Consider the following 18,725-nt stretch of genomic DNA (forward strand, 5'->3'; position numbering starts at 1 on the left):
CTACTTGTCCAGCGCTGCGAAAAACCTGGGATGGACGAAGGCGTCGTAGCAGGAATCGAGCTGGATACGGCGGTGCTGGGTCAGTGCGCTCTTGTACATGTCGTAGAGCGCGGCATTGGCCGTGGTCGGCGGGCAGGTGGGCAGGAGGACGAGGTCGGTGTCCGCCACCGCCGCCTCCTCGGTCGAGCCGGGGTCGGGCACGGCGCGCATCGGGTCGGCGCCGATGGCGATGTGCAGCGGTGCCGAGCGGTCGAGCAGCCAAGGGAAGGGGTTGACGAAGTTCAGCGACATCAGCGTGTTGAAGTGGACGCCCTTGTCGGCTTCCAGCTTGCGGATGGAATCGACCGCCGTGTCGACATTGCTGAGATAGGTGACCTGGAAGTCGAAATCGGAATAGAGCAGCGGCGTCGGCAACTCGCCGGCGTTGGTGAGGTCGGCATAGAGCTGCCGATGCTCCGGGTAGAATTTCAGCATATGGTCGACACGGACGGCGACCTCGCTGCGCATGTTGACCGCCCCGAGCGTACCAAGATTGCGCTGCGCGATGGGCCGGTTCTTGAGCGAGCCGATATAGGCGCGGGCCGCGCGCTCGACGACGAACAACGCTGGCGGCAATATGACGGCCGCAGCCAGTCCCAGGACCGAGAGCAGCACCATAGGCTTGGCAAGCAGCCTGGACGCCTTGAGCAGGATGGCGACGATGAGCGGCGCCAGGAAGATGAACGCTTGGCTGCCGGTGTTCTGCGTCTCGAACAGCACGCCGGCGAACAGGACAGCGAGCAGCCAAAGCCCGTTATGGTCGAGAAGCCCCGAAACCGCTGTCGCAAGCGACGTCTTGCGGTCGGCGGAAAAGCGCTCGGACAGCTTGTGCCGGTCGGACCAGAGCAGGACCAGGGCGAGCGCAGACGTCGCCAGCACGACGCCGAAATTGATCGAGGTGGACTGCAGGAAGCGCGGCAAGAGCGTGCCGCCGTTCATCATCACCAGCTTGAGGATGTCGGTGATGTAGTGGCTGACCAGGCCGCTGGACAGTTCGATGGCGGCAAGGACGGCGGCGAAGATGACCAGCGCCTCCAGCGCGTAGCGAAACTTCACGCGGCCGGCGAAGAACGCATAGGCGGCGATGACGCCGCCGGCGACGAAACCGGTGATCTTGAGGAAGAACAGCGCCGTCATTGTGAGCGAAATCAGCGCAACCAGCAGGTAGCGATTGCGCACGAACATCAGCGCGGCCACCAGCACATACAGCGTCTGGCAGACCTGGCGGTTATAGATGCCGAATGCGTCGGAGCCGGGGAACGGATAGAATTCGCGCGTGTTGAAGGGCAGCAGGGCGAACAGCAGGAACGGCACCAGCAGCGCAAATGCGATTCCGCGCGAACGCTGGCCGACATCCCACAGCACCAGCGCCATCAGCGGTGCGGTGACGGCAAGCAGCGACCAGTGCGCCACGAGCGCCGGCTGGGCGTTGGGAAACAGCGTCACCCAGCCTGCAAACAGGTAGTAGCCGAGCGGGCCGACGGGGGTGAAGAAGTCGTTGATCGGCACCTGTCCGTCGAAAATGCGGTTCGCCGCATCGTAATAGATCAGCACGTCCCAATACATCGGGCCGATCGGCACGGCGACCGGCAATGCCAGCAAGGTGCAAACCAGCAGAAACGCGACAGCCAAAAGAAAAAGCGGGCTTGTCGTCTTGGCCTTGAGGCGTGAACCCAGGGATGCAGCAGGCGGCGTGAAAGTGGTGTTCATCTTCGGCACCTGCGGCAATCTCGATCGACATGGAGTTGTTGTATTCAACTACAGGTAAATGGCGACAAAAGCGTTAAGCGGGCCGATTTCGCCATGCTTGCGGCCGTGGCCGCGGACTGTGGGCCGGGGTGACGAAGGCGCGTCGGCGGCAGGAGCAGAACCGGGCGGCGCGGCGGATCGATGCCGGCAATTTTGCCGAGGTCGCGCGGCCTTGTGGCAATGTCGCAAACAGGCTGCAATCGCGCGGCGGCGCTCTATAGTCTGCGCGCAATATCATCTCGGAGTCGTGGGTAATGGCTGAGTTTCCGAAAACGGCAAAGGTCGTCATCGTCGGGTTGGGCGGCATCGTGGGCGCATCGATTGCCCATCACCTGATCGAGCGCGGCTGGACCGACATCGTCGGCATCGACAAGTCGGGCGTGCCGACCGACATCGGCTCGACGGCGCATGCCTCCGACTTCTGCTACACCACCAGCCACGACTTTCTCTCGGTCTGGACCACGCAATATTCGATCGATTTCTACGAGAAGATGGGCCACTACGCCCGCATTGGCGGCCTCGAGGTGGCGCGCGCCGGCGACGACAGCTGGATGGAGGAGATCAAGCGCAAGCTTTCCTCGGCCAAGGCGTTCGGCACCCGCGCACACTACGTTTCGCCCTCCGAAATCAAGGCGATGTTCCCGCTGATCGAGGAAGATCAGGTGATGGGCGGCATGTTCGATCCCGATGCCGGCCTCGTCATCCCGCGCTCGCAGACGGTCGCAGGCAAGCTTGTCGATGCCGCCGAGAAGTCCGGCAAGCTCCAGGTCTTCGGCAACACGCCGGCGACGTCGCTGATCGTCGAGGGTGGCCGCATCAAGGGCGTCGTCACCCATCGCGGCACAATCATGTCCGACCATGTCGTCGTCTGCGCCGGCATCTGGGGCCGCCTGATCGCCGAAATGGTCGGCGAGGACCTGCCTGTCATGCCGGTCGACCACCCGCTGACCTTCTTCGGCCCCTACAACGAGTTCGAGGGCACCGGCAAGGAAATCGGCTTCCCGCTGCTGCGCGACCAGGGCAACTCGGCCTATATGCGCGACACCGGCGACCCCAAGACCACCGAAGGCGGCCAGATCGAGTGGGGCTACTACGAGCAGACCAATCCGCGCCTCTGTCATCCGCGCGAGCTCCTGGAAAAACATGAGGCTCGCCTGTCGCCGTCGCAGCGCGACCTCGACATGGAGCAGATCATGGAGCCGCTCGAGCGCGCCATGGAGCTGACGCCGATCCTTGGCGAGATCGGCTACAACGAGAGCCACTCCTTCAACGGCCTGCTGCAGGTTTCCGCTGCTGGCGGCGCCTCCTGCGGTGAAAGCCAGAAGGTGCGCGGCCTCTGGTACTGCGTCGCCATCTGGGTCAAGGACGGACCCGGTTACGGCAAGCTGATCGCCGACTGGATGACCGACGGCCGCACCGAGATCGACCACAACTCGATCGACTATGCCCGCTTCTACCCGCACCAGCTGGAAGAGAAGTTCATCGAAGGCCGCACCTTCGAGGCGGCGCAGAAGATCTATTTCCCGGCCGTTCATACTCGCGAGCCCTATGCCACCGGCCGCAACGTCAAGCGCTCGCCCTTCTACGAACGCGAAGTCGAGCTCGGCGGCTACTTCATGGAACTTGGCGGCTGGGAGCGTGCGCATGGCTACAAGGCCAATGAGCACCTGCTGGAGAAGTATGGCGACCGCGTGCCGGTGCGCGAGAACGAGTGGGACTCCAGGCACTTCTGGCGCGTTTCGAATGCCGAGCATCTGGCGATGAGCGAGGATTGCGGCATCGTCAACCTCAGCCATTTCCACATGGTCGATATCGAAGGCCCCGACCATGTCGAGCTCTTGGAATGGCTCTGCGCTGCCAAGATCGGCGGCGACGGCAACATCGGCAAGGGCGTCTACACTCACTTCCTCGACGACGAGGGCATGGTGCGCGCCGACTTCACCGTGTTCCGCATGGCCGACCGCTGCCGGCTGGTGAACGGTGCCGATGCCGGTCCGCGCGACTTCCACTACATGAAGCGCGTCGCCGAGGATCGTGGCCTCGACGTCACCATCACCGACACGTCGGAAAAGTTCATCACCATCGGCATCTGGGGGCCGAATGCCCGCGAGAACCTGAAGAAGGTGGTGGCGAACCCTGCTGGCCTCGACCAGGAAAATTTTGCCTTCGCCGCGATCAAGCAGATCGAGATCGCCGGCAAGAGTGTCACAGCGTTCCGCATCTCCTATGTCGGCGAGCAGGGCTGGGAACTGCACATGAAATACGAGGATGGCCTGGCCGTCTGGGATGCGCTGCGCTCGACCGGCGTCATGGCCTTCGGCGTCGAGACCTATGCCAATTCGCGCCGCATGGAAAAGAGCCTGCGCCTGCAGAACGCCGACCTGCTGACCCAATACAACCTCATCGAGGCCGATCTTGCCCGCCCGAAGGTCAAGGACGTCGATTTCCGCGGCAAGGCCAAGCATCTTGAATACAAGGCGCGCGATCACCAGCCCGCGATGCTGTGCACGCTGGTCATGACCGAAAACACCGACAGGAATGGCGTCAAGCGTTACCCGGTCGGCACGCTGCCGGTCATCGACCCGCAGACGGGCGAAGTGCTGGTCGACGAGCTCGGGCGCCGTTCCTACACGACCTCGATCGCCTTCGGCCCGACCATCGGCAAGAATATCGCGCTGGCCTATCTGCCTCACGCCTATTGCCAGGAAGGCCGCAAGCTCGTTGTCGAGTATTTCGCCGAAACCTATCCGGTCGAGGTTGTCGGCATCGGCTACAAGCCGCTCTATGATCCGGAGAACCTGAAGCCGCGCAGCTGACATGGCAGTTTTGAGCGGTCGGAAACTCCTGTCGACCGCTCGACACGGCTACCCCTGCCTGGCCCAGGTCTGATACGCTCGGCCAAACCAGCCGACCGGGGAGGGGTTTCTGGCGACCGTTCGATCAAAAAGGCGCGTTGATGCGCTGACATTCCGCGTGGCCGGCGTTCCCGTTCATGTCCACGCGACCTTTGCCATTCCTGTGATGCTGCCGTTCCTGCATGAATGGTTCGTGCGGCCGCGGCATGCCCTAGTGCTCACCGTCATTGTCGCGGTGCTGCTGTTCTCGGCGGTGCTGCTTCACGAACTCGGCCATCTCTGGGCCGCGCGCCGTAGCAAGATCGCCGCCGAGCGCATCGAGCTCTATCTGTTCGGTGGGCGTATCTTGTTCAGACCATTCGGCCAGATTCGCGCGCCATGGGCATGGATCTATGCTGCCGGGCCGATGGTGAACCTGACCGTAGGGTTGTTGTTTCTGGCCGGCTATTATCTATTCGCTGCCTCCGCAGGGCCAGGTCTCAGCCTTGTCCCGCCACCGCTCGAACCTTTGCGCCTGCTGGCGTGGACCTTTGCGCTGGGCGCGGTCCTCAATCTTGCGCTCGCATGTCTCAACCTGCTGCCGGCCCTGCCTCTCGACGGGGGATTCATAGCCAGGAAGCTGTTGCAGGCAAGGCTGAGCCCGCAAGCCGCGACACGGATCGTTGGGATTTGCGGCCTTACCCTGTCGACGCTGCGCATGGTTGCCATGCTATGGGTGGCATCGAAAGGCTTCCTGATCTGGCTGCCCCCGCCCTTCGGCCCAAACTGGCGGGCGGCGCGAGGCATCCGGAAGACCAAGGCGGTGCGCCGCAAGCCAGCGCCGGAAGAAGCCGAGACGTTGGAGTGGCGCGGCAAAGGCGGGCGGCCAATCCGACGGTAACGCCGCCCATGCAATCTTACGCGCGCCGCTTGGTCTACTGCAGGGCCAGTTCGACCAGCGCGAGATAGGCGCTATCGTCGGCGAGCTCCGGATTGTAGCCGCGCGCCGCGTAAAGCCCGAGCAGGGCGAGATAAAGCACCTTCGCCCTGGCGCGGGCCTTGTCTGGTTGCTGGCCGGCGGCAGCGAGTTCCCTTTCGAGATAGGCGAGGCGGGCGGCGTCGACGGCTCGCAGACGCTCCGCAACCTGGACGTTGGTCGCAGCCCACGACTGGATCGCGGCTTCTGCGCGTGCTGAATCGATGCCGTAGACGGTTCTTGCCAAGGCATCCCGCGCGAGATGGCGCAGCCGCAATTGCGGCGTCGCCAATCCGGCCGCATTGTCGATGAGCTGCTGTGTGAAGTCGGCATCCCAAAGGTCGAGGATCGCTGCCAGCAATTGCGGGCGGCCCTTGAAGTGCCAGTAGAACGAGCCCTTGCTGACGCCCAGCGACTTGGCGAGGCGCTCGACCCTGACTGCGTCAACGCCGCCATCCGCCAGGGCAGCTACGGCGGCGATCAGCCAGTCTTCGCGCGTCAGGTCCCTTGTCTCGCCTTTTGTCTGCGGACCAGTCCCAGCCATCATCTCTCCCTTCTTGCGGCATCGCGCCACACCATACGCATCCGTATGGTTATTTTTGGGCGCTCGCGCTACATACGGTTGCGTATGGTCATGCCTTGCGGCGCGGTCGCGGTCAATCGAAGGAGGTGGACGTCATGGTCAAATGGAGCGCCATTGCGCTGATTTCGCTCGGCATCATTCATATGCTCGTGCTCGGGGCCGAAATCCCCGCGGAACTGCCGAACTGGTTGTCGCTCAATCTCTGGACCTGGGATCACTGGGCGCCGCTCAGGGCCCAGCCGCTCGACCTGGCACTTTCCGGCGGTGTGTTCTGGCAATCCATCGGGTCGCTGGCCATCCCGCTGGTCATTCTCGGCGCGCTCATCCTCTGGCTCGATCGCAGGAGCCTGCCCATCCCTGTCTTTGTCGGCTGGGGGCTGCTCGTCTGGACGGCCATCATGACGGCGATCATGCCGCCGAGTGGCCTGACCGTCGTCTTCGTCGTTTCGGTGTTCCTCACAGTCGGCCTGCAAGTCCGGTCGAGAAAGCGTGGCAATTCCCCGGCAGCCTGACCATTTGCGGTGCGCTTCCCGACAATGTGATTGAAAAGTCCGGCTTTCTGGACGGGCGTTTCTTTTGAAGAAGCCGAATCTCGCTTACCCTTTGCTTATGTCTGCCGTGGCCAAAGCTCTTCTCGCAGGCGGTGCTGCTTTGGCACTGATGCTGGGTCTCGGCTTTCACGCCAATGCAGCCGAACAGGTCGATGTGGAACTGGTTCTGGCCGTCGACGTCTCGCTCTCCATGTCGCCTGACGAACTCGAGATCCAGCGCCACGGCTATGCCGCGGCGCTGACCCATGAACGTGTCCTGCAGGCGATCGCCGAGGGCGCCTATGGCAAGATCGCGGTGACCTATGTCGAATGGGCCGGCTCGACGTCGCAGATCGTCGTGGTGCCATGGACAGTCATTGCCAATCGCGCCGATGCCGAGCGCGTGGTGCGGCAACTCTCGGCCAAGCCGCCCAACAGCGCGCGCCGCACCTCTATCTCCAGTGCGCTGGAATTCGGCACGGACCTCTTTGCCGAAAGCGCCTACCGCGGCATGAAGCGAGTGATCGACATCTCGGGCGACGGTCCGAACAATCAGGGGCCGCCGGTGGATCTGGTGCGAGACGCTGCCGTGGCGCAAGGCATCACCATCAATGGCTTGCCGCTGATGACCAATGGCGGCTTTGGCAATGCCTATGACGTCGAGGATCTCGACCGCTACTACGCCGATTGCGTCATTGGTGGGCCGGGCGCCTTCATGATCCCGGTCAATGAGTGGTCGCAGTTTCCGGAGGCGATCCGGCGCAAGCTGGTGCTGGAACTGGCTGGGCCCGCGTCACGTCAGTGGGCCGCCGAGGAAGCAGCCCATCCGCCTGTCGTGCTTGCCCAGGCGCAGCCGAGATATGACTGCCTGATCGGCGAGAAGCTGTGGCGCGACCGCTCCTGGCTCTGGGACAGCCGTTAGGCATAAGTCGTAAACTGCGATCCAGTAGCGGAAAATGCCAAAGTTTGGCCACGCGGCTGTTTTCTCTGCGTCTTCTGGCCACGAGGACACTGAGAAACATGAAACGCCTAGCACTCCTTGCCGCCGTCGCATCGGTCCTGATGACCGGCAGCGCAAACGCGCAGTATGACGACGACGTTGCCTGCGAGATGTACGAACACAATGGCTATGGTGGCCGTGTCCTGCCGATGCGGGCCGACCGGTCGATCAGCTTCCGCGCCGGCCGGTTCTGGAACGACCGCGTCTCGTCGGTGCGCGTCGCGCCCGGCTGCACGCTTGTCGTCTACCAGCACACCGGCATGCAGGGCGCGTCGGAAGAATTCGACCGCAATGCCCGATCCATTGGCGGCTGGAACGACCAGATATCGTCGGCAGAGTGCATCTGCGACGGCTATCAGGACGACGGCGAGGACGGTTACGACCCTTACCGGCGACAGTAGCTGTCAGGCCGAAATCAACTGTTTGCGGTCGATGCGCTCCTGCTGCGGCGAACGGGCATAAAGCTCACGGTAGCATTTCGAGAAATGCGAGGCTGAGACGAAGCCGCAGGCGACGGCAACCTCGACGACAGGCATCGACGACTGGATCAAAAGATGCCGGGCGCGGTCGAGCCGGATTTCGAGATAATAGCGGGCAGGGGACCGACCCATCTCGGTGCGGAACAGTCGCTCGATCTGTCGCCTGGACAGGCCGACATGGTCGGCAATCTCGATCAGCGACAGCGGCTCCGACAGGTTGGCTTCCATCAGTTCGATGATTGTCAGGACCTTCGAGTTCTGCACGCCGAGCCGTGCCCTCAACGGCAGGCGCTGGCGGTCGGTCGGGCTGCGGACACGATCGGTGAGCACCTGCTCACAGATGCGGTTGACGAGGTTGTCGTCGAAATCGTCGCCGATCAGTTTGAGCATCATGTCGAGGGCAGCGGTGCCGCCGGCGCAGGTGTAGATGTTCTGGTCGACCTCGAACAGGTCGGCATAGACATTGGCCTTGGGGAAAGCCTCGGCGAATCCCGGCAGATTTTCCCAATGGATGGCGCAACGCTTGTTGGACAGCAGGCCGGCATTGGCCAGCACATAGGCGCCGGTGCACAGGCCGCCGACGGCGACGCCGCGATTGTACTCCTCGCGCAGCCAAGCAAAGACCGACTTGTTGGTGTAGGTCTCAACATTGATGCCGGTGCAGACGATGACCATCGAAGGCCGTTCCGGCCCGGCCATTTTCTTGCGCTCCTCGTCGAGCGAGGTGTTGACGGCACATTCGACGCCATTCGAGGCGGGCACGGCCTTACCGTCGATGCTGGCCAAGCGCCATTTGTAGGCCTCGTAGCCGAGCATGCGATTGGCGATGCGCAGTGGGTCGAGGGCAGTCGCAAAGGCGACCATGGTGAAGTCGGGGACAAGGAAGAACACAAGCGATCGTTTGATCGGATGTCTGATGGCGTTCAAGGAACCCTCGCGCTGGCCGGGAACGACGCGACTTTGATGTCGCGAATAGCATAGCGTCAACAGCAAATTCCCTTGCTGTCAATGGGGTTGAAGCTGTCGCTAAAATTAAAGTTTGCGACATGGGCAAAACGCCGCTGGCTCGTTTTGACGAACAAATGACGCGTTTGAAACGGCGGTGCAGCCCGGGCCGGCCGAATGCCGGTGATGTCGCAACTGGCGTCGCCGAATGACGGCGTCAAAAAGAAGAGAGCGGCTTGCGCCGCTCCAATGGTTCGATCCGGGAGGAAAGGGATCGAAAGAAAACTCAGCCGACGAGCATGCCGAGGCGGTTTGCGGCGATCGCTCCGGTCTGGCCGGGCATCGTCCTGGAAAGGCGCTGGCGCTCGATCGCGGTCGACAGCGAGGTGTCGCGGCGGATACCGAACAAGCGGGCAAAAATCTTCATGACACGTCTCCATGCAGTGGTTACACGGGGTGCCTTCGCGTTGTGGAGTGGGGCAGCTCGTTTGACGATGCGCATATAGGCCTTGGCCGATGCGGATCATGCTGCAAATGCGAAGTGGCACACCTCAAAAGCGACACATACGACATTTCTGCGGATGCGACGTCGGTTGCGACGAAAAATCAAGCTATTTCAGTCTCTTGAGACGATGCTGCGGCGCCATGCAAGCCGTTCATCCCAGGCGTGCGGCGCTCGCATGGCTGAGGCGAGGTCGCATGACCTGTCGACACCATGCGACAGGTCGCGACTTCGCCTCGACACTGCTCAGACCGCTTCACCGCTGTGGCCGCGACGGTAGCCGGTGTTCGAATCGAAGGCTTCCGGCCAGCCGATGTCCTTCTGCAATTCGATCGGTAGCGAGCGGATCGAGCGGGCGGTGTTAAAGCGGGTACGGGCGGCGTTGAGTTCGCTGGCGATACGCCCGATCGATGAGAAAATGGACATTGCGGTCTCTCCTTCCTGCTGGGCCGGTTCAAGGCCGGCTTGAGGTGCTCGCCCGGTGGGCACCGCTTGCTTCAACCGTCTCGCGCACCATGGCGCTTCCGTTCCGGGCTCTGTCGACGCTTGGCCATGGCCGCTGCTTCGATGGTGTTGACTATCGCTCAGGGATGAGGTTCAATCAAACGAAATGAAATGATGTGTTCGATCAGAAATATTGAAGGTCATTGGCCATGAACGCACCGCTCAATCATCCGCTGCCGCTGCTCGACCTTGATGTGCTGCGCACTTTCGTTGCGATTGCCGAAACCGGCAGCTTCACCACGGCCGCCAATGCGGTGTTCCGCACGCCCTCGGCCGTGTCGATGCAGATCAAGAAGCTCGAGGACATTCTCGGGCGCTCGGTGTTCTTCCGCGACGCGCGTTCGGTGACGCTGACCACCGACGGCGAAATGCTGCTCGGCTATGCGCGCCGCATGCTGGCGATCAATCGCGAGGCGGTGTCGAAGTTCATCATTCCCGACATCGTTGGCGTGGTTCGCCTGGGTTCGCCCGACGATTTCGGCGAACGCGTGCTGCCGCATGTGCTCAAGCGTTTTGCTCAGACGCATCCTTCGATTGCCGTCGACGTCATCATCGACCAGAGCAGCAATCTCAGACGCCGTATGGACGATCGGGCGCTTGACATCACGCTGCTGACCAATGCCTGCAGGGCCAATGCAGCAGGCGCCGAGACGCTGCTGACCGAGCCGATCGTCTGGGCTGGCGCCAGGGGCGGCTGCGCCCATCTGCGCGAGCCGCTGCCGGTGTCGATCTGGGAAGAGGGGTGCGCATGGCGGGCAGGGGCGCTCGAAGCGCTCGGCCGCGATGGCCGCAACTATCGTGTCGCCTATATGAGCGCGCACACGGCCGGGCAGCGGGCAGCAATCCTGTCCGACCTGGCGGTCGCGCCGCTGCCGCGGTCGTTCATCGGCGACGAACTCGTCGAACTCGGCGTCAAGGATGGCATGCCGGAGATCGGCAACTACAGCCTGGCGATGATCGTGGCACCCGAGGCAAGCGCGCCCGTCAAGGCCGCGGCCGACCATATCCGCGCGGCCTTCGAGACCTTCAACCTTACAGGCAAGTTCTAGAGCGCACCTGTGGTGATGGCTTCAGCGCCTGACTGCTGTGGCCATCGACCGGTAGATGCTCGCCATCAGCGACGATGGCGGGTGCCAGTCAAGGTCGCGCTGAATCTCCGGTGGCAGCGCATTCAGGATGCGGACGGTCCGGCGGGCGCTTCGCGCCAGCTTGTAACGGGCGCCAATGCGGCCGAGATCGTCGAAAAGGGGCATCTGGCCCTCCTTTCAATGTGAATTCCGATTGTGAGTTCCAGCAATCAGCTTGCGCGGCGGCGCGGTTTCAATGCCATGCGCAGGCGCCGGTCGGCCGCGGCAGGCCGGCCGGCGGTGCGCTGGCGAAAGACGAGCAGGCCGACCTTTTCGGCGAAGGTCATGCGCAGCGCTCTTTCGGCCGGGCGAACGCGATAACATTTGTCGCCGGCGCCAAGGGGCCGACGGGCCAGCCGAGTTCGATCTGAATGTCGATGGGCAACGCGTCGATCAGCATCGCCACGCGACCATATTTGTGGAGTTGACCCGCGGCGCCCGACCCATGGTGGGTCACCCCGTCGATCCAGCCGAGCTCGACCTGCAATTCGCGCGGCAAGCCGTTCATCATGTTCTCGATGCGGCTATCGCGGCACGCATGGCGCAACACCGAGCCGTACTGATGAAACTCTCCAATGATGGACATGGTCGTCTCCTGGGAGTAACGGGCCGGCAGCACCACGCGAGACTGGATGCGCCGCCGGCCGGGTAAGAGTTTATGCTCGTTTGTGTTTCAGGTTGATATCGCTTGAGCGCCTTTCTGTTTCAGATTGCGCGCGATTCTGAAACATCCGCCTCAACGGTCGGGCGACATGTAGATCGCCAGTGTCGCGCGGCGCCGGCCATGTTCCGGGGCGGGCCAGCCAATGTCCTTCTGGATCTCCGGCGGCAACCTGTTCAGCATGCGTTCGGATCGGGCGGCGCGGCGGGCGCTCTGGATGGCCGCACCGAAGCGGCCGATGGTGCTCATCATCGACATTGTCGTCTCCTGCAAATCCCGCTGCGCCGCGCGCCTCAAGGGGCGTGCAATGAACGCTGTGGTTCGTGTGAATCGGTGCCTGATCCATTCCAAAAACCGAATTCGATCTTCGAGGCCATGCACGTTTACCGCCTGAGAGGCGAAGCTCGCTGGCGGCTGACGAGCAGAAACTAGTTCGGGATTGTTTCGTATCGATTTCGTATGAGCGGCAACTTTAGGTCGAATGGTTGCCTAGCTGAAACACACCCGATACGTGCATCATAGCGCAACAGCGCTCCGGCGAGGCGCGGAAAACCTCGTCGAAGCGCCGGTTGGGCAGATGTCCTTGTGGTTCAGTCGCGGGAGCGACGCGCGGCGCGTTCCTCGCGAGACCGGCGGCGTGGTGCACCGTCGGAAAGCTCGCCTTCGACGCTTGCCGCCTTGCGCGGCGGTAGCTTGACCGCGGCCTGCAGCTTGGGGAATGGATCGACCTTGTTGGGCAGCGCCATGGCGTCGATGAATAGCTGCTGGAAGTGCGGCTCGAGCGCGGTCTCGATCTTTTCGATCTGGCCGACCTCCGTCTCGATCTCGCGGCGGTGATTGCGGTTGAGCAGCGCCATTAGCGCGCCGGTGCCGGCGGCGTTGCCGACCGCCTTGACCTCGTCGAGGTCGCAATCGGGGATCAGGCCGAGCACCATTGCGTATTTCGGATCGATGAAGGAGCCGAAGGCGCCGGCGAAGCGGATGGTGTCGACGGTCTCGACGCCCTGTTTTTCCATCAGCAGCTTCACGCCGGCATAGAGAGCTGCCTTGGCAAGCTGGATGGCGCGGACGTCGTTCTGGGTAACGGTAATGCGTGGCTCGCCCTGGCGGCCTTCGCGCAGCAGATAGGAGAAGGTGCGGCCGTTCGGGATGATGCGCGGGCTTTTCTCAGCCATCGATCCATCGATGACGCCATCTTCGGAGATGATGCCAGACAGGTACATCTCCGCCACCACCTCGATGATCGCCGAGCCGCAGATGCCGGTGACGCCGGTGGTCCACGATGCCTCGTCGAAGCCTTCCTCGTCCGACCATTTGTCGGTGCCGATGACGCGGTATTTCGGCTCCAGCGTCTCAGGGTCGATGCGCACGCGCTCGATGGCGCCAGGGGCTGCACGTTGGCCAGAAGAGATTTCGGCGCCTTCGAAGGCCGGGCCGGTGGGCGAGGACGCGGCGACGACCCGGTTCCGGTTGCCGAGAATGATCTCGGCATTGGTGCCGACATCAACCAGCAGCATCATCTTGTCCTGGCGGTACGGTCCCTCGGACAAGGTCGCACCGGCAGCATCCGCGCCGACGTGCCCGGCGATACAGGGCAAGGTGTAGAGACGCGCGCCGCGATTGACCTCGATGTCGATCTCATGCGCCCAGAATTGCAGCGCGCCTGAAACGGCGAGCGCGAACGGCGCCTGGCCGAGTTCCGTCGGGTCGATGCCGAGGAACAGGTGATGCATGATCGGATTGGCGACGAAGACGCAGTCGAAGATGTCGTCGCGGTTGGCCTGGCCTTCCTCGCAGACCTTGCCGATGAGCCCGTTGACGGCCTCGCGCACGGCCTTGGTCATGGCTTCGCGACCGTCGGGGTTCATCATCACATAGGAGACGCGGCTCATCAGATCTTCGCCGAAGCGGATCTGCGGATTGGACGTGCCTGACGAAGAAGCGATGCGGCCGGACAAAAGCGACACCAGATGCATGGCGATGGTCGTCGAGCCGATGTCGCAGGCGATGCCATAGGCCTCGTTCTTCAAGCCGGGGAACAGGCCGATGATGAAGGGGCGCGAGGAATCCATGTCGCGGTGGACTACCGCGGTCACGCCCCATTTGCCGGGCGTAACCTCCGGCTGGTCGGGCAGCTTGGTGCGCAGGATCTTCTGGACCTGGGCGATGAGGTGGGGGGCTACCAGCAGGTCCTTCCAGCCCCAGTCCTTTTCGAGTGCCACCTTGAGGCGGTCGAGGTCGCCGAGCGGCTTGTGCATGTCGGGCTCCTCCAGCTCGACATAGCAGAGCTGGACGGCGGCATTGCGCTCGATGACGCGATCGGTGGCTGCCTTGCGCACGACCTGCGCGTTGATGACGGTGTCCTGTGGTACGTCGATGACGAGGTCGCCCTGGATCGTCGCCGAACATGACAGGCGCCGGCCCTCAGGCAGGCCGCGAACGCGCTCGTAGCGCTCTTCCTTCGGGCCCTTGGGCGAGATGTGGTCGTTCGACGAGATGATCTTGTGCTTGGCGAAATTGCCTTCCTGCACCTCGACCTGGCAGCGGCCGCAGGTGGCGCGTCCGCCGCACACGCTTTCGACATAGACGCCAAGCGTACGCGCCGCGTCGAGCACGGGCGTTCCCACCGGAAACCGGCCGCGCTTGCCCGAAGGCATGAACAGGACAAGCGGATCGGTGATGTTGGCGGGAGAGTTCATTGCAATGCTCCGGAATGCACCGACCTTATGGCGATCGGGTTGCCCCTCATCTGCCTGCCGGCAACTTCCCCCCGCGTGCGGGGGGAAGGAAAATCATGCGACGGCTCAGCTTCCCCGTCCGACAGGACGACTGGGGGAAAATGGAGCGCGTCGTGTCCCACGACTGATCTCAGCCGCGCGCCATGCGGGCTTCACGGCCGCCGCGGCGGCGGCCGCCGGCGGCGTCACCCGGTGCGCTGACGGCGACGGGAGCTGCAACGGCGTGGCCGCCCTCCGATGGCTTGTAGTCCTTGTAGGTCTTGATCCAGTGGGTGCAGTGCTCGTCGGTGCCGTTGAGCACGTTGGCACCGCGCACCGCTTCCATTTCCTGCGGACGAACCGGGTTCATGATCGCCGAGGTCATGCCGGCGCCGATGACCATCGGGATGAAGGCGGCGTTGATTCCGTGGCGGTGCGGCAGGCCGAACGAGATGTTGGACAGTCCGCAGGTGGTGTTGACCTTGAGCTCTTCACGCAGGCGGCGCAGCAGCGCGAAGACCTGGCGGCCGGCATCGCCAAGCGCGCCGATCGGCATGACGAGCGGATCGACGACCACGTCATGGGCGGGAATACCGAAATCGGCGCAACGTTCGACGATCTTCTTGGCAACCGCAAAGCGGACGTCGGGATCCATCGAGATGCCGGTCTCGTCATTGGAGATGGCGACGACCGGGACGTTGTACTTCTTGACCAGCGGCAGGATCGCCTCGAGCTTCTCTTCCTCGCCGGTGACGGAGTTGACGAGCGGGCGGCCCTTGGCAACCTTGAGGGCGGCCTCGATCGCCGCCGACACCGAGCTGTCGATCGCCAGCGGCAGGTCGACCAGGTTCTGGACGATCTCGAGCGTCTGCACCAGAAGCGCCGGTTCGGTCGCATTCGGATCGACCGCCGTCACGCCGGCATTGATGTCCAGCATCGTCGCGCCGCAGGCGGCCTGTTCCAGGGCGTCCTTGATGACGGTCTCGAAATTGCCGGCAACCATCTCGGCGGCCAGCTTCTTGCGGCCGGTCGGATTGATTCGTTCGCCAATGACGCAGAAAGGCTGATCGAAACCGATGATGATTTCGCGGGTCGCCGAGGCGACGATCGTGCGGGTCATGAAGTTCTCCCTAAGATATAAAGATTTCTTTATATCGTTGTCTGGTTTCGTTCAAGCGCGGCAGTCGCGCCTGCCTGTCAGTGCGCGGTCTTCACCATGTCGACCTGCGATTCGGTAACGTCGTCGTGCAGGATGTGCTCGAGCCGCTCGGCGACACGCTGGTCGTCGGCACGGGCCTCGCGTTTCCATGGCCGGCGACCCTTCAGTACGCCCGATTCATCGACGATCTCGGCGACATATTCCTCCTGCCGGTAGGCCATCACGTGGACTCCCGATACGCCAGGTATCTCCTTGACCTCGTTGATGATGTCGATGCAGAGCTGCTTGCCTTCCTTCTTCTGGTCCTGGGCGCCTTCCAGACGCTTGATGACTGTATCCGGGATGTGGATGCCCGGCACGTTGGCGCGGATCCACTTGGCTGTCTTGGCCGAGGCAAGCGGGCCGACACCGACCAGGATGTAGCATTTCTCGTCATAACCGAGATCGCGCACGCGGTTCATGAAGGTGCGGAACATCGGCACGTCGAAGCAGTACTGGCTCTGCACGAACTGTGCGCCGGCGGCGATTTTCTTGCCGAGATGAACAGGCCTGAAATCATAGGGCGGGGCGAAAGGGTTGACTGCGGCGCCAAGGAAGAGCTGCGGTGGCGTGGTCAGCTTGCGGCCCGACAGGAACTTTCCATTGTCGCGCATGATGCGCACGGTTTCGAGCAGCGATGTCGAGTCGAGGTCGAACACCGGCTTGGCGCCGGGTTGGTCGCCGGCCTGCACGCCGTCGCCGGTCAGGCACAGGATGTTGGCCACGCCCATGGCGGCCGCGCCGAGCACGTCGCCCTGGATGGCGATGCGGTTCTTGTCACGGCAGGCAATCTGCATGATCGGTGCGTAGCCCATGCGGGTGAGCAGAGCACAGATGCCGACCGACGACATGTGGCAATTGGCACCAGAAGCATCGACCGCGTTGATGCCGTCGACCCAGCCGTCGAAGATCTTGGCGCGGTTGTAGACGTCTTCGGGGTCGGCGCTGTCGGGCGGATTCAGTTCGGTGGTGACGGCGAATTCGCCCCGGCGCAGCACGCGCTCCAGGCGGCCGCGCGAGGAGTGGCCGGGCAGGGGGTCGAGCGGCAGGTCGATGCCATCGGGATGCTCGTCGGTCTGGCGCGGGCGCGGCGGGGTCATGCGACTTCCTTGCTGGCAGTTTCGCGCGTTGCGGCAGCCTGAGCGGTCACCCTCAGCCAGGCCGAAGTTTCGCGCAGCGACTGGTCGACCGGCTTCTGGACGTTGAGGATGGCGTCGCCATTGACCATGTTGCGCGAGCCTTCCCAGGCCTTGACCCAGACGCAGGGCATGTCGGGCTCGACCTCGCAATTGCCGTTGGCGCGGACGCCGCCGCAGGGGCCGTTGCGCAGCTGCTTGGGGCAGTTCATCGGGCACGACATTCCGGTCGACGACAAGACGCACTGGCCGCACATCCGGCAGTCGAACATCAGTCCCTTGACCCGCTTCTCGACGAACTTGATCGGGGCCTCGACACGGCCATAGCCGATGCCCTTCCACAGGGGATGGAGCAGCAGGAAGGCGTCGGCGAAGCGGCTGTAGAACCATTCAAGCAGGCGCGAGTGGCGGATCGACCACAGCCTGATCGTGTAGCTGCGCTGGACGCGCCGCTGCGGCGATACGTCGGCCGGCTTGTAGTCGCTTTTGGGCGCGGCCTTCTTGACCAAGGTCGCCTGGGTTACTGTCGGCTGGGTATCAACCATCTTCCTTGCCGCCTGCCTTGACGAGAGCGACCAGCCGCTCGCGTGTGAAATTTGCATCGATCTCGGCCATCGCCTTGTCGGCTTCCGCCTCGAGGTCGTCGCTGACCGGAACCGGGTCGGCCTTGCGCCACTCCGCCAGATAGGCGTCGGTGTCGCCGGCACCGGTGCGCATCGCGCACATGTCGATCGCTTCGGTAAAGCGCAGCGGCAATTCGCGCTTGGCATTCTGCCGGCCCTTCTTGACGATCACCTGTGCAGGGATGTCGCGCCAGTAGACGATGATCAGGTCGGCCATTTCGGTCTCGCTTTCGATGACGTTGAGCATTGCCGCAACCATGCGGGTGCCGCTTGTTATGGGACGACGCGCGCGCATTCAAAAGCGACGCGATCTCCTGTCGCAAAAAGATAAAGTGAGGATTGCCGCAGACGCGTCTACCAGACGCCGCGGCGGATGCCCGTCCAGAGATACTGCCAGATGGTCGGATGGTACCATTGGCGTGATGGGAGGCCGGTGTCGATCGGCGTCATTCGGCCGGCAAGCACGTCCTCGACGGCCCGGATGCAGATGTCGCGGGAAAAGGCAGCCTGGCGCATCGCGTAGCTCGCGATAGTGTCGCCTTTTCCAGGAATTCCGCGTGCCTGGTAGAGGACGGAGCCGGTGTCTACACCGGCATCGACGATATGTACTGTCGAGCCGAAATTGCCGTGGTCGCCGGTGGCAAGCGCCCAATAGCCGCCGTTCATGCCGCGGTATTTCGGATTGATGCCGGAGTGATAGTTGATGACAGGGCAGGGGATGGCGGCAAGCGTCCTGGCCGACAACAGCCGGCAGCTGGCGAGGAACATCACCGCTGGTTCCAGCTTGCGGACGACGTCGATCAGTTCGGGGGCATTGGCGGAGGAGACCGGAACGATCTCCTGGCTGGCGCGCGGCACGATTTCCAGCTTTTCATCAGCAATAATGCGCTCGATGCCACCGCTCACGAGACTCTTGGCTGCACGGATGAGCACCATGGTGCCCAACTGACCGGCGACCGAGATCCAGCCGAGTTTTTTGGCGCGGCGCCTCATCAGTTCACGCTTGGGGTAGGGCGTTTCCAGAACGACAGTGACGGGGCCGAAGCGATCGGTCAGGCTGTTGATGATTGCCCAGATATGTTCGCCGCCTTCAGTCACGAAGACGATCGGCCTGCGATCCAT

Annotated in this window: 20 protein-coding genes; 6 read left to right on the plus strand and 14 right to left on the minus strand. The window is 63.0% G+C overall.

The genetic code is table 11. The features are described 5' to 3' along the window. On the minus strand, positions 1-1,749 hold the full coding sequence (locus tag H5P29_RS15630) for a hypothetical protein (RefSeq protein WP_154383912.1): 1,749 nt from the start codon (positions 1,747-1,749) through the stop codon (positions 1-3). A gap of 293 nt (positions 1,750-2,042) precedes the next feature. Here H5P29_RS15630 and H5P29_RS15635 point away from each other — a divergent pair, with 293 nt between their 5' ends. Next, positions 2,043-4,604, plus strand: a complete 2,562-nt coding sequence (locus tag H5P29_RS15635; RefSeq protein WP_067960886.1) for an FAD-dependent oxidoreductase — start codon at positions 2,043-2,045, stop codon at positions 4,602-4,604. 205 nt (positions 4,605-4,809) lie between these two features. Next, positions 4,810-5,523, plus strand: a complete 714-nt coding sequence (locus H5P29_RS15640; RefSeq protein WP_154383913.1) for a site-2 protease family protein — start codon at positions 4,810-4,812, stop codon at positions 5,521-5,523. 34 nt (positions 5,524-5,557) lie between these two features. On the opposite strand, the gene H5P29_RS15645 is transcribed toward H5P29_RS15640, so the two are convergent. Further along, positions 5,558-6,145: a TetR/AcrR family transcriptional regulator gene (locus H5P29_RS15645; RefSeq protein ID WP_154383914.1), complete on the minus strand. Its 588-nt coding sequence runs from the start codon at positions 6,143-6,145 to the stop codon at positions 5,558-5,560. A 131-nt stretch (positions 6,146-6,276) separates the two neighbouring features. Between H5P29_RS15645 and H5P29_RS15650 the strand changes: the two genes are divergently transcribed. From H5P29_RS15650 to H5P29_RS15660, 3 genes are all read left to right on the plus strand, one after another. Then, positions 6,277-6,693 carry a DUF6463 family protein gene (locus tag H5P29_RS15650; protein ID WP_154383915.1) on the plus strand — a complete coding sequence of 139 codons (417 nt, stop codon included), beginning with the start codon at positions 6,277-6,279 and terminating at the stop codon, positions 6,691-6,693. Positions 6,694-6,790: 97 nt separating this feature from the next. Next, positions 6,791-7,633, plus strand: coding sequence for a DUF1194 domain-containing protein (locus H5P29_RS15655; RefSeq protein WP_154384214.1), 843 nt, complete (start codon positions 6,791-6,793; stop codon positions 7,631-7,633). 98 nt (positions 7,634-7,731) lie between these two features. Next, positions 7,732-8,112 carry a peptidase inhibitor family I36 protein gene (locus tag H5P29_RS15660; protein ID WP_154383916.1) on the plus strand — a complete coding sequence of 127 codons (381 nt, stop codon included), beginning with the start codon at positions 7,732-7,734 and terminating at the stop codon, positions 8,110-8,112. Between the two features lie 3 nt (positions 8,113-8,115). Here H5P29_RS15660 and H5P29_RS15665 read toward each other — a convergent pair whose 3' ends face one another. The 3 genes from H5P29_RS15665 to H5P29_RS15675 all read right to left on the minus strand — a co-directional run bounded on the left by H5P29_RS15665 (position 8,116) and on the right by H5P29_RS15675 (position 10,063). Continuing rightward, positions 8,116-9,117: a GlxA family transcriptional regulator gene (locus tag H5P29_RS15665; RefSeq protein ID WP_154383917.1), complete on the minus strand. Its 1,002-nt coding sequence runs from the start codon at positions 9,115-9,117 to the stop codon at positions 8,116-8,118. Positions 9,118-9,421: 304 nt separating this feature from the next. Continuing rightward, positions 9,422-9,562, minus strand: a complete 141-nt coding sequence (locus H5P29_RS15670; protein WP_182573457.1) for a hypothetical protein — start codon at positions 9,560-9,562, stop codon at positions 9,422-9,424. Positions 9,563-9,883: 321 nt separating this feature from the next. After that, positions 9,884-10,063: a hypothetical protein gene (locus tag H5P29_RS15675; protein ID WP_067960912.1), complete on the minus strand. Its 180-nt coding sequence runs from the start codon at positions 10,061-10,063 to the stop codon at positions 9,884-9,886. 227 nt (positions 10,064-10,290) lie between these two features. On the opposite strand from H5P29_RS15675, the gene H5P29_RS15680 reads away from it, so the two are divergent. After that, positions 10,291-11,190: a LysR substrate-binding domain-containing protein gene (locus tag H5P29_RS15680; protein WP_067960915.1), complete on the plus strand. Its 900-nt coding sequence runs from the start codon at positions 10,291-10,293 to the stop codon at positions 11,188-11,190. A gap of 21 nt (positions 11,191-11,211) precedes the next feature. Here H5P29_RS15680 and H5P29_RS15685 read toward each other — a convergent pair whose 3' ends face one another. From H5P29_RS15685 to H5P29_RS15725, 9 genes are all read right to left on the minus strand, one after another. Continuing rightward, positions 11,212-11,394 (minus strand): hypothetical protein, encoded by a 183-nt coding sequence (locus tag H5P29_RS15685; RefSeq protein WP_067960918.1) that lies wholly within the window; start codon positions 11,392-11,394, stop codon positions 11,212-11,214. 157 nt (positions 11,395-11,551) lie between these two features. Next, complete coding sequence (locus H5P29_RS15690; protein WP_154383918.1) at positions 11,552-11,854, minus strand: hypothetical protein; 303 nt, start codon at positions 11,852-11,854, stop codon at positions 11,552-11,554. 150 nt (positions 11,855-12,004) lie between these two features. Next, positions 12,005-12,187 carry a hypothetical protein gene (locus H5P29_RS15695; RefSeq protein ID WP_154383919.1) on the minus strand — a complete coding sequence of 61 codons (183 nt, stop codon included), beginning with the start codon at positions 12,185-12,187 and terminating at the stop codon, positions 12,005-12,007. Between the two features lie 332 nt (positions 12,188-12,519). Then, a complete protein-coding gene (locus H5P29_RS15700; RefSeq protein WP_067960928.1) occupies positions 12,520-14,628 on the minus strand; it encodes an ASKHA domain-containing protein in 2,109 nt (702 codons plus the stop codon). Positions 14,629-14,797: 169 nt separating this feature from the next. After that, positions 14,798-15,766, minus strand: a complete 969-nt coding sequence (locus H5P29_RS15705) for a methyltetrahydrofolate cobalamin methyltransferase (RefSeq protein WP_067960930.1) — start codon at positions 15,764-15,766, stop codon at positions 14,798-14,800. 77 nt (positions 15,767-15,843) lie between these two features. Further along, a complete protein-coding gene (locus tag H5P29_RS15710; protein ID WP_067960933.1) occupies positions 15,844-16,944 on the minus strand; it encodes a methylenetetrahydrofolate reductase in 1,101 nt (366 codons plus the stop codon). Then, complete coding sequence (locus H5P29_RS15715) at positions 16,941-17,525, minus strand: methylenetetrahydrofolate reductase C-terminal domain-containing protein (protein ID WP_067960936.1); 585 nt, start codon at positions 17,523-17,525, stop codon at positions 16,941-16,943. The genes H5P29_RS15710 and H5P29_RS15715 overlap by 4 nt, the downstream gene beginning before the upstream one ends. After that, positions 17,518-17,820, minus strand: a complete 303-nt coding sequence (locus H5P29_RS15720) for a virulence factor (RefSeq protein WP_115733777.1) — start codon at positions 17,818-17,820, stop codon at positions 17,518-17,520. Before H5P29_RS15720 ends, H5P29_RS15715 begins: the two co-directional genes overlap by 8 nt. Positions 17,821-17,957: 137 nt before the next feature. Continuing rightward, positions 17,958-18,725 carry a formyl transferase gene (locus H5P29_RS15725; protein ID WP_154383920.1) on the minus strand — a complete coding sequence of 256 codons (768 nt, stop codon included), beginning with the start codon at positions 18,723-18,725 and terminating at the stop codon, positions 17,958-17,960.

The sequence above is a fragment of the Aminobacter sp. MDW-2 genome, from assembly GCF_014250155.1.
Taxonomy (GTDB): Bacteria; Pseudomonadota; Alphaproteobacteria; order Rhizobiales; family Rhizobiaceae; genus Aminobacter; species Aminobacter ciceronei.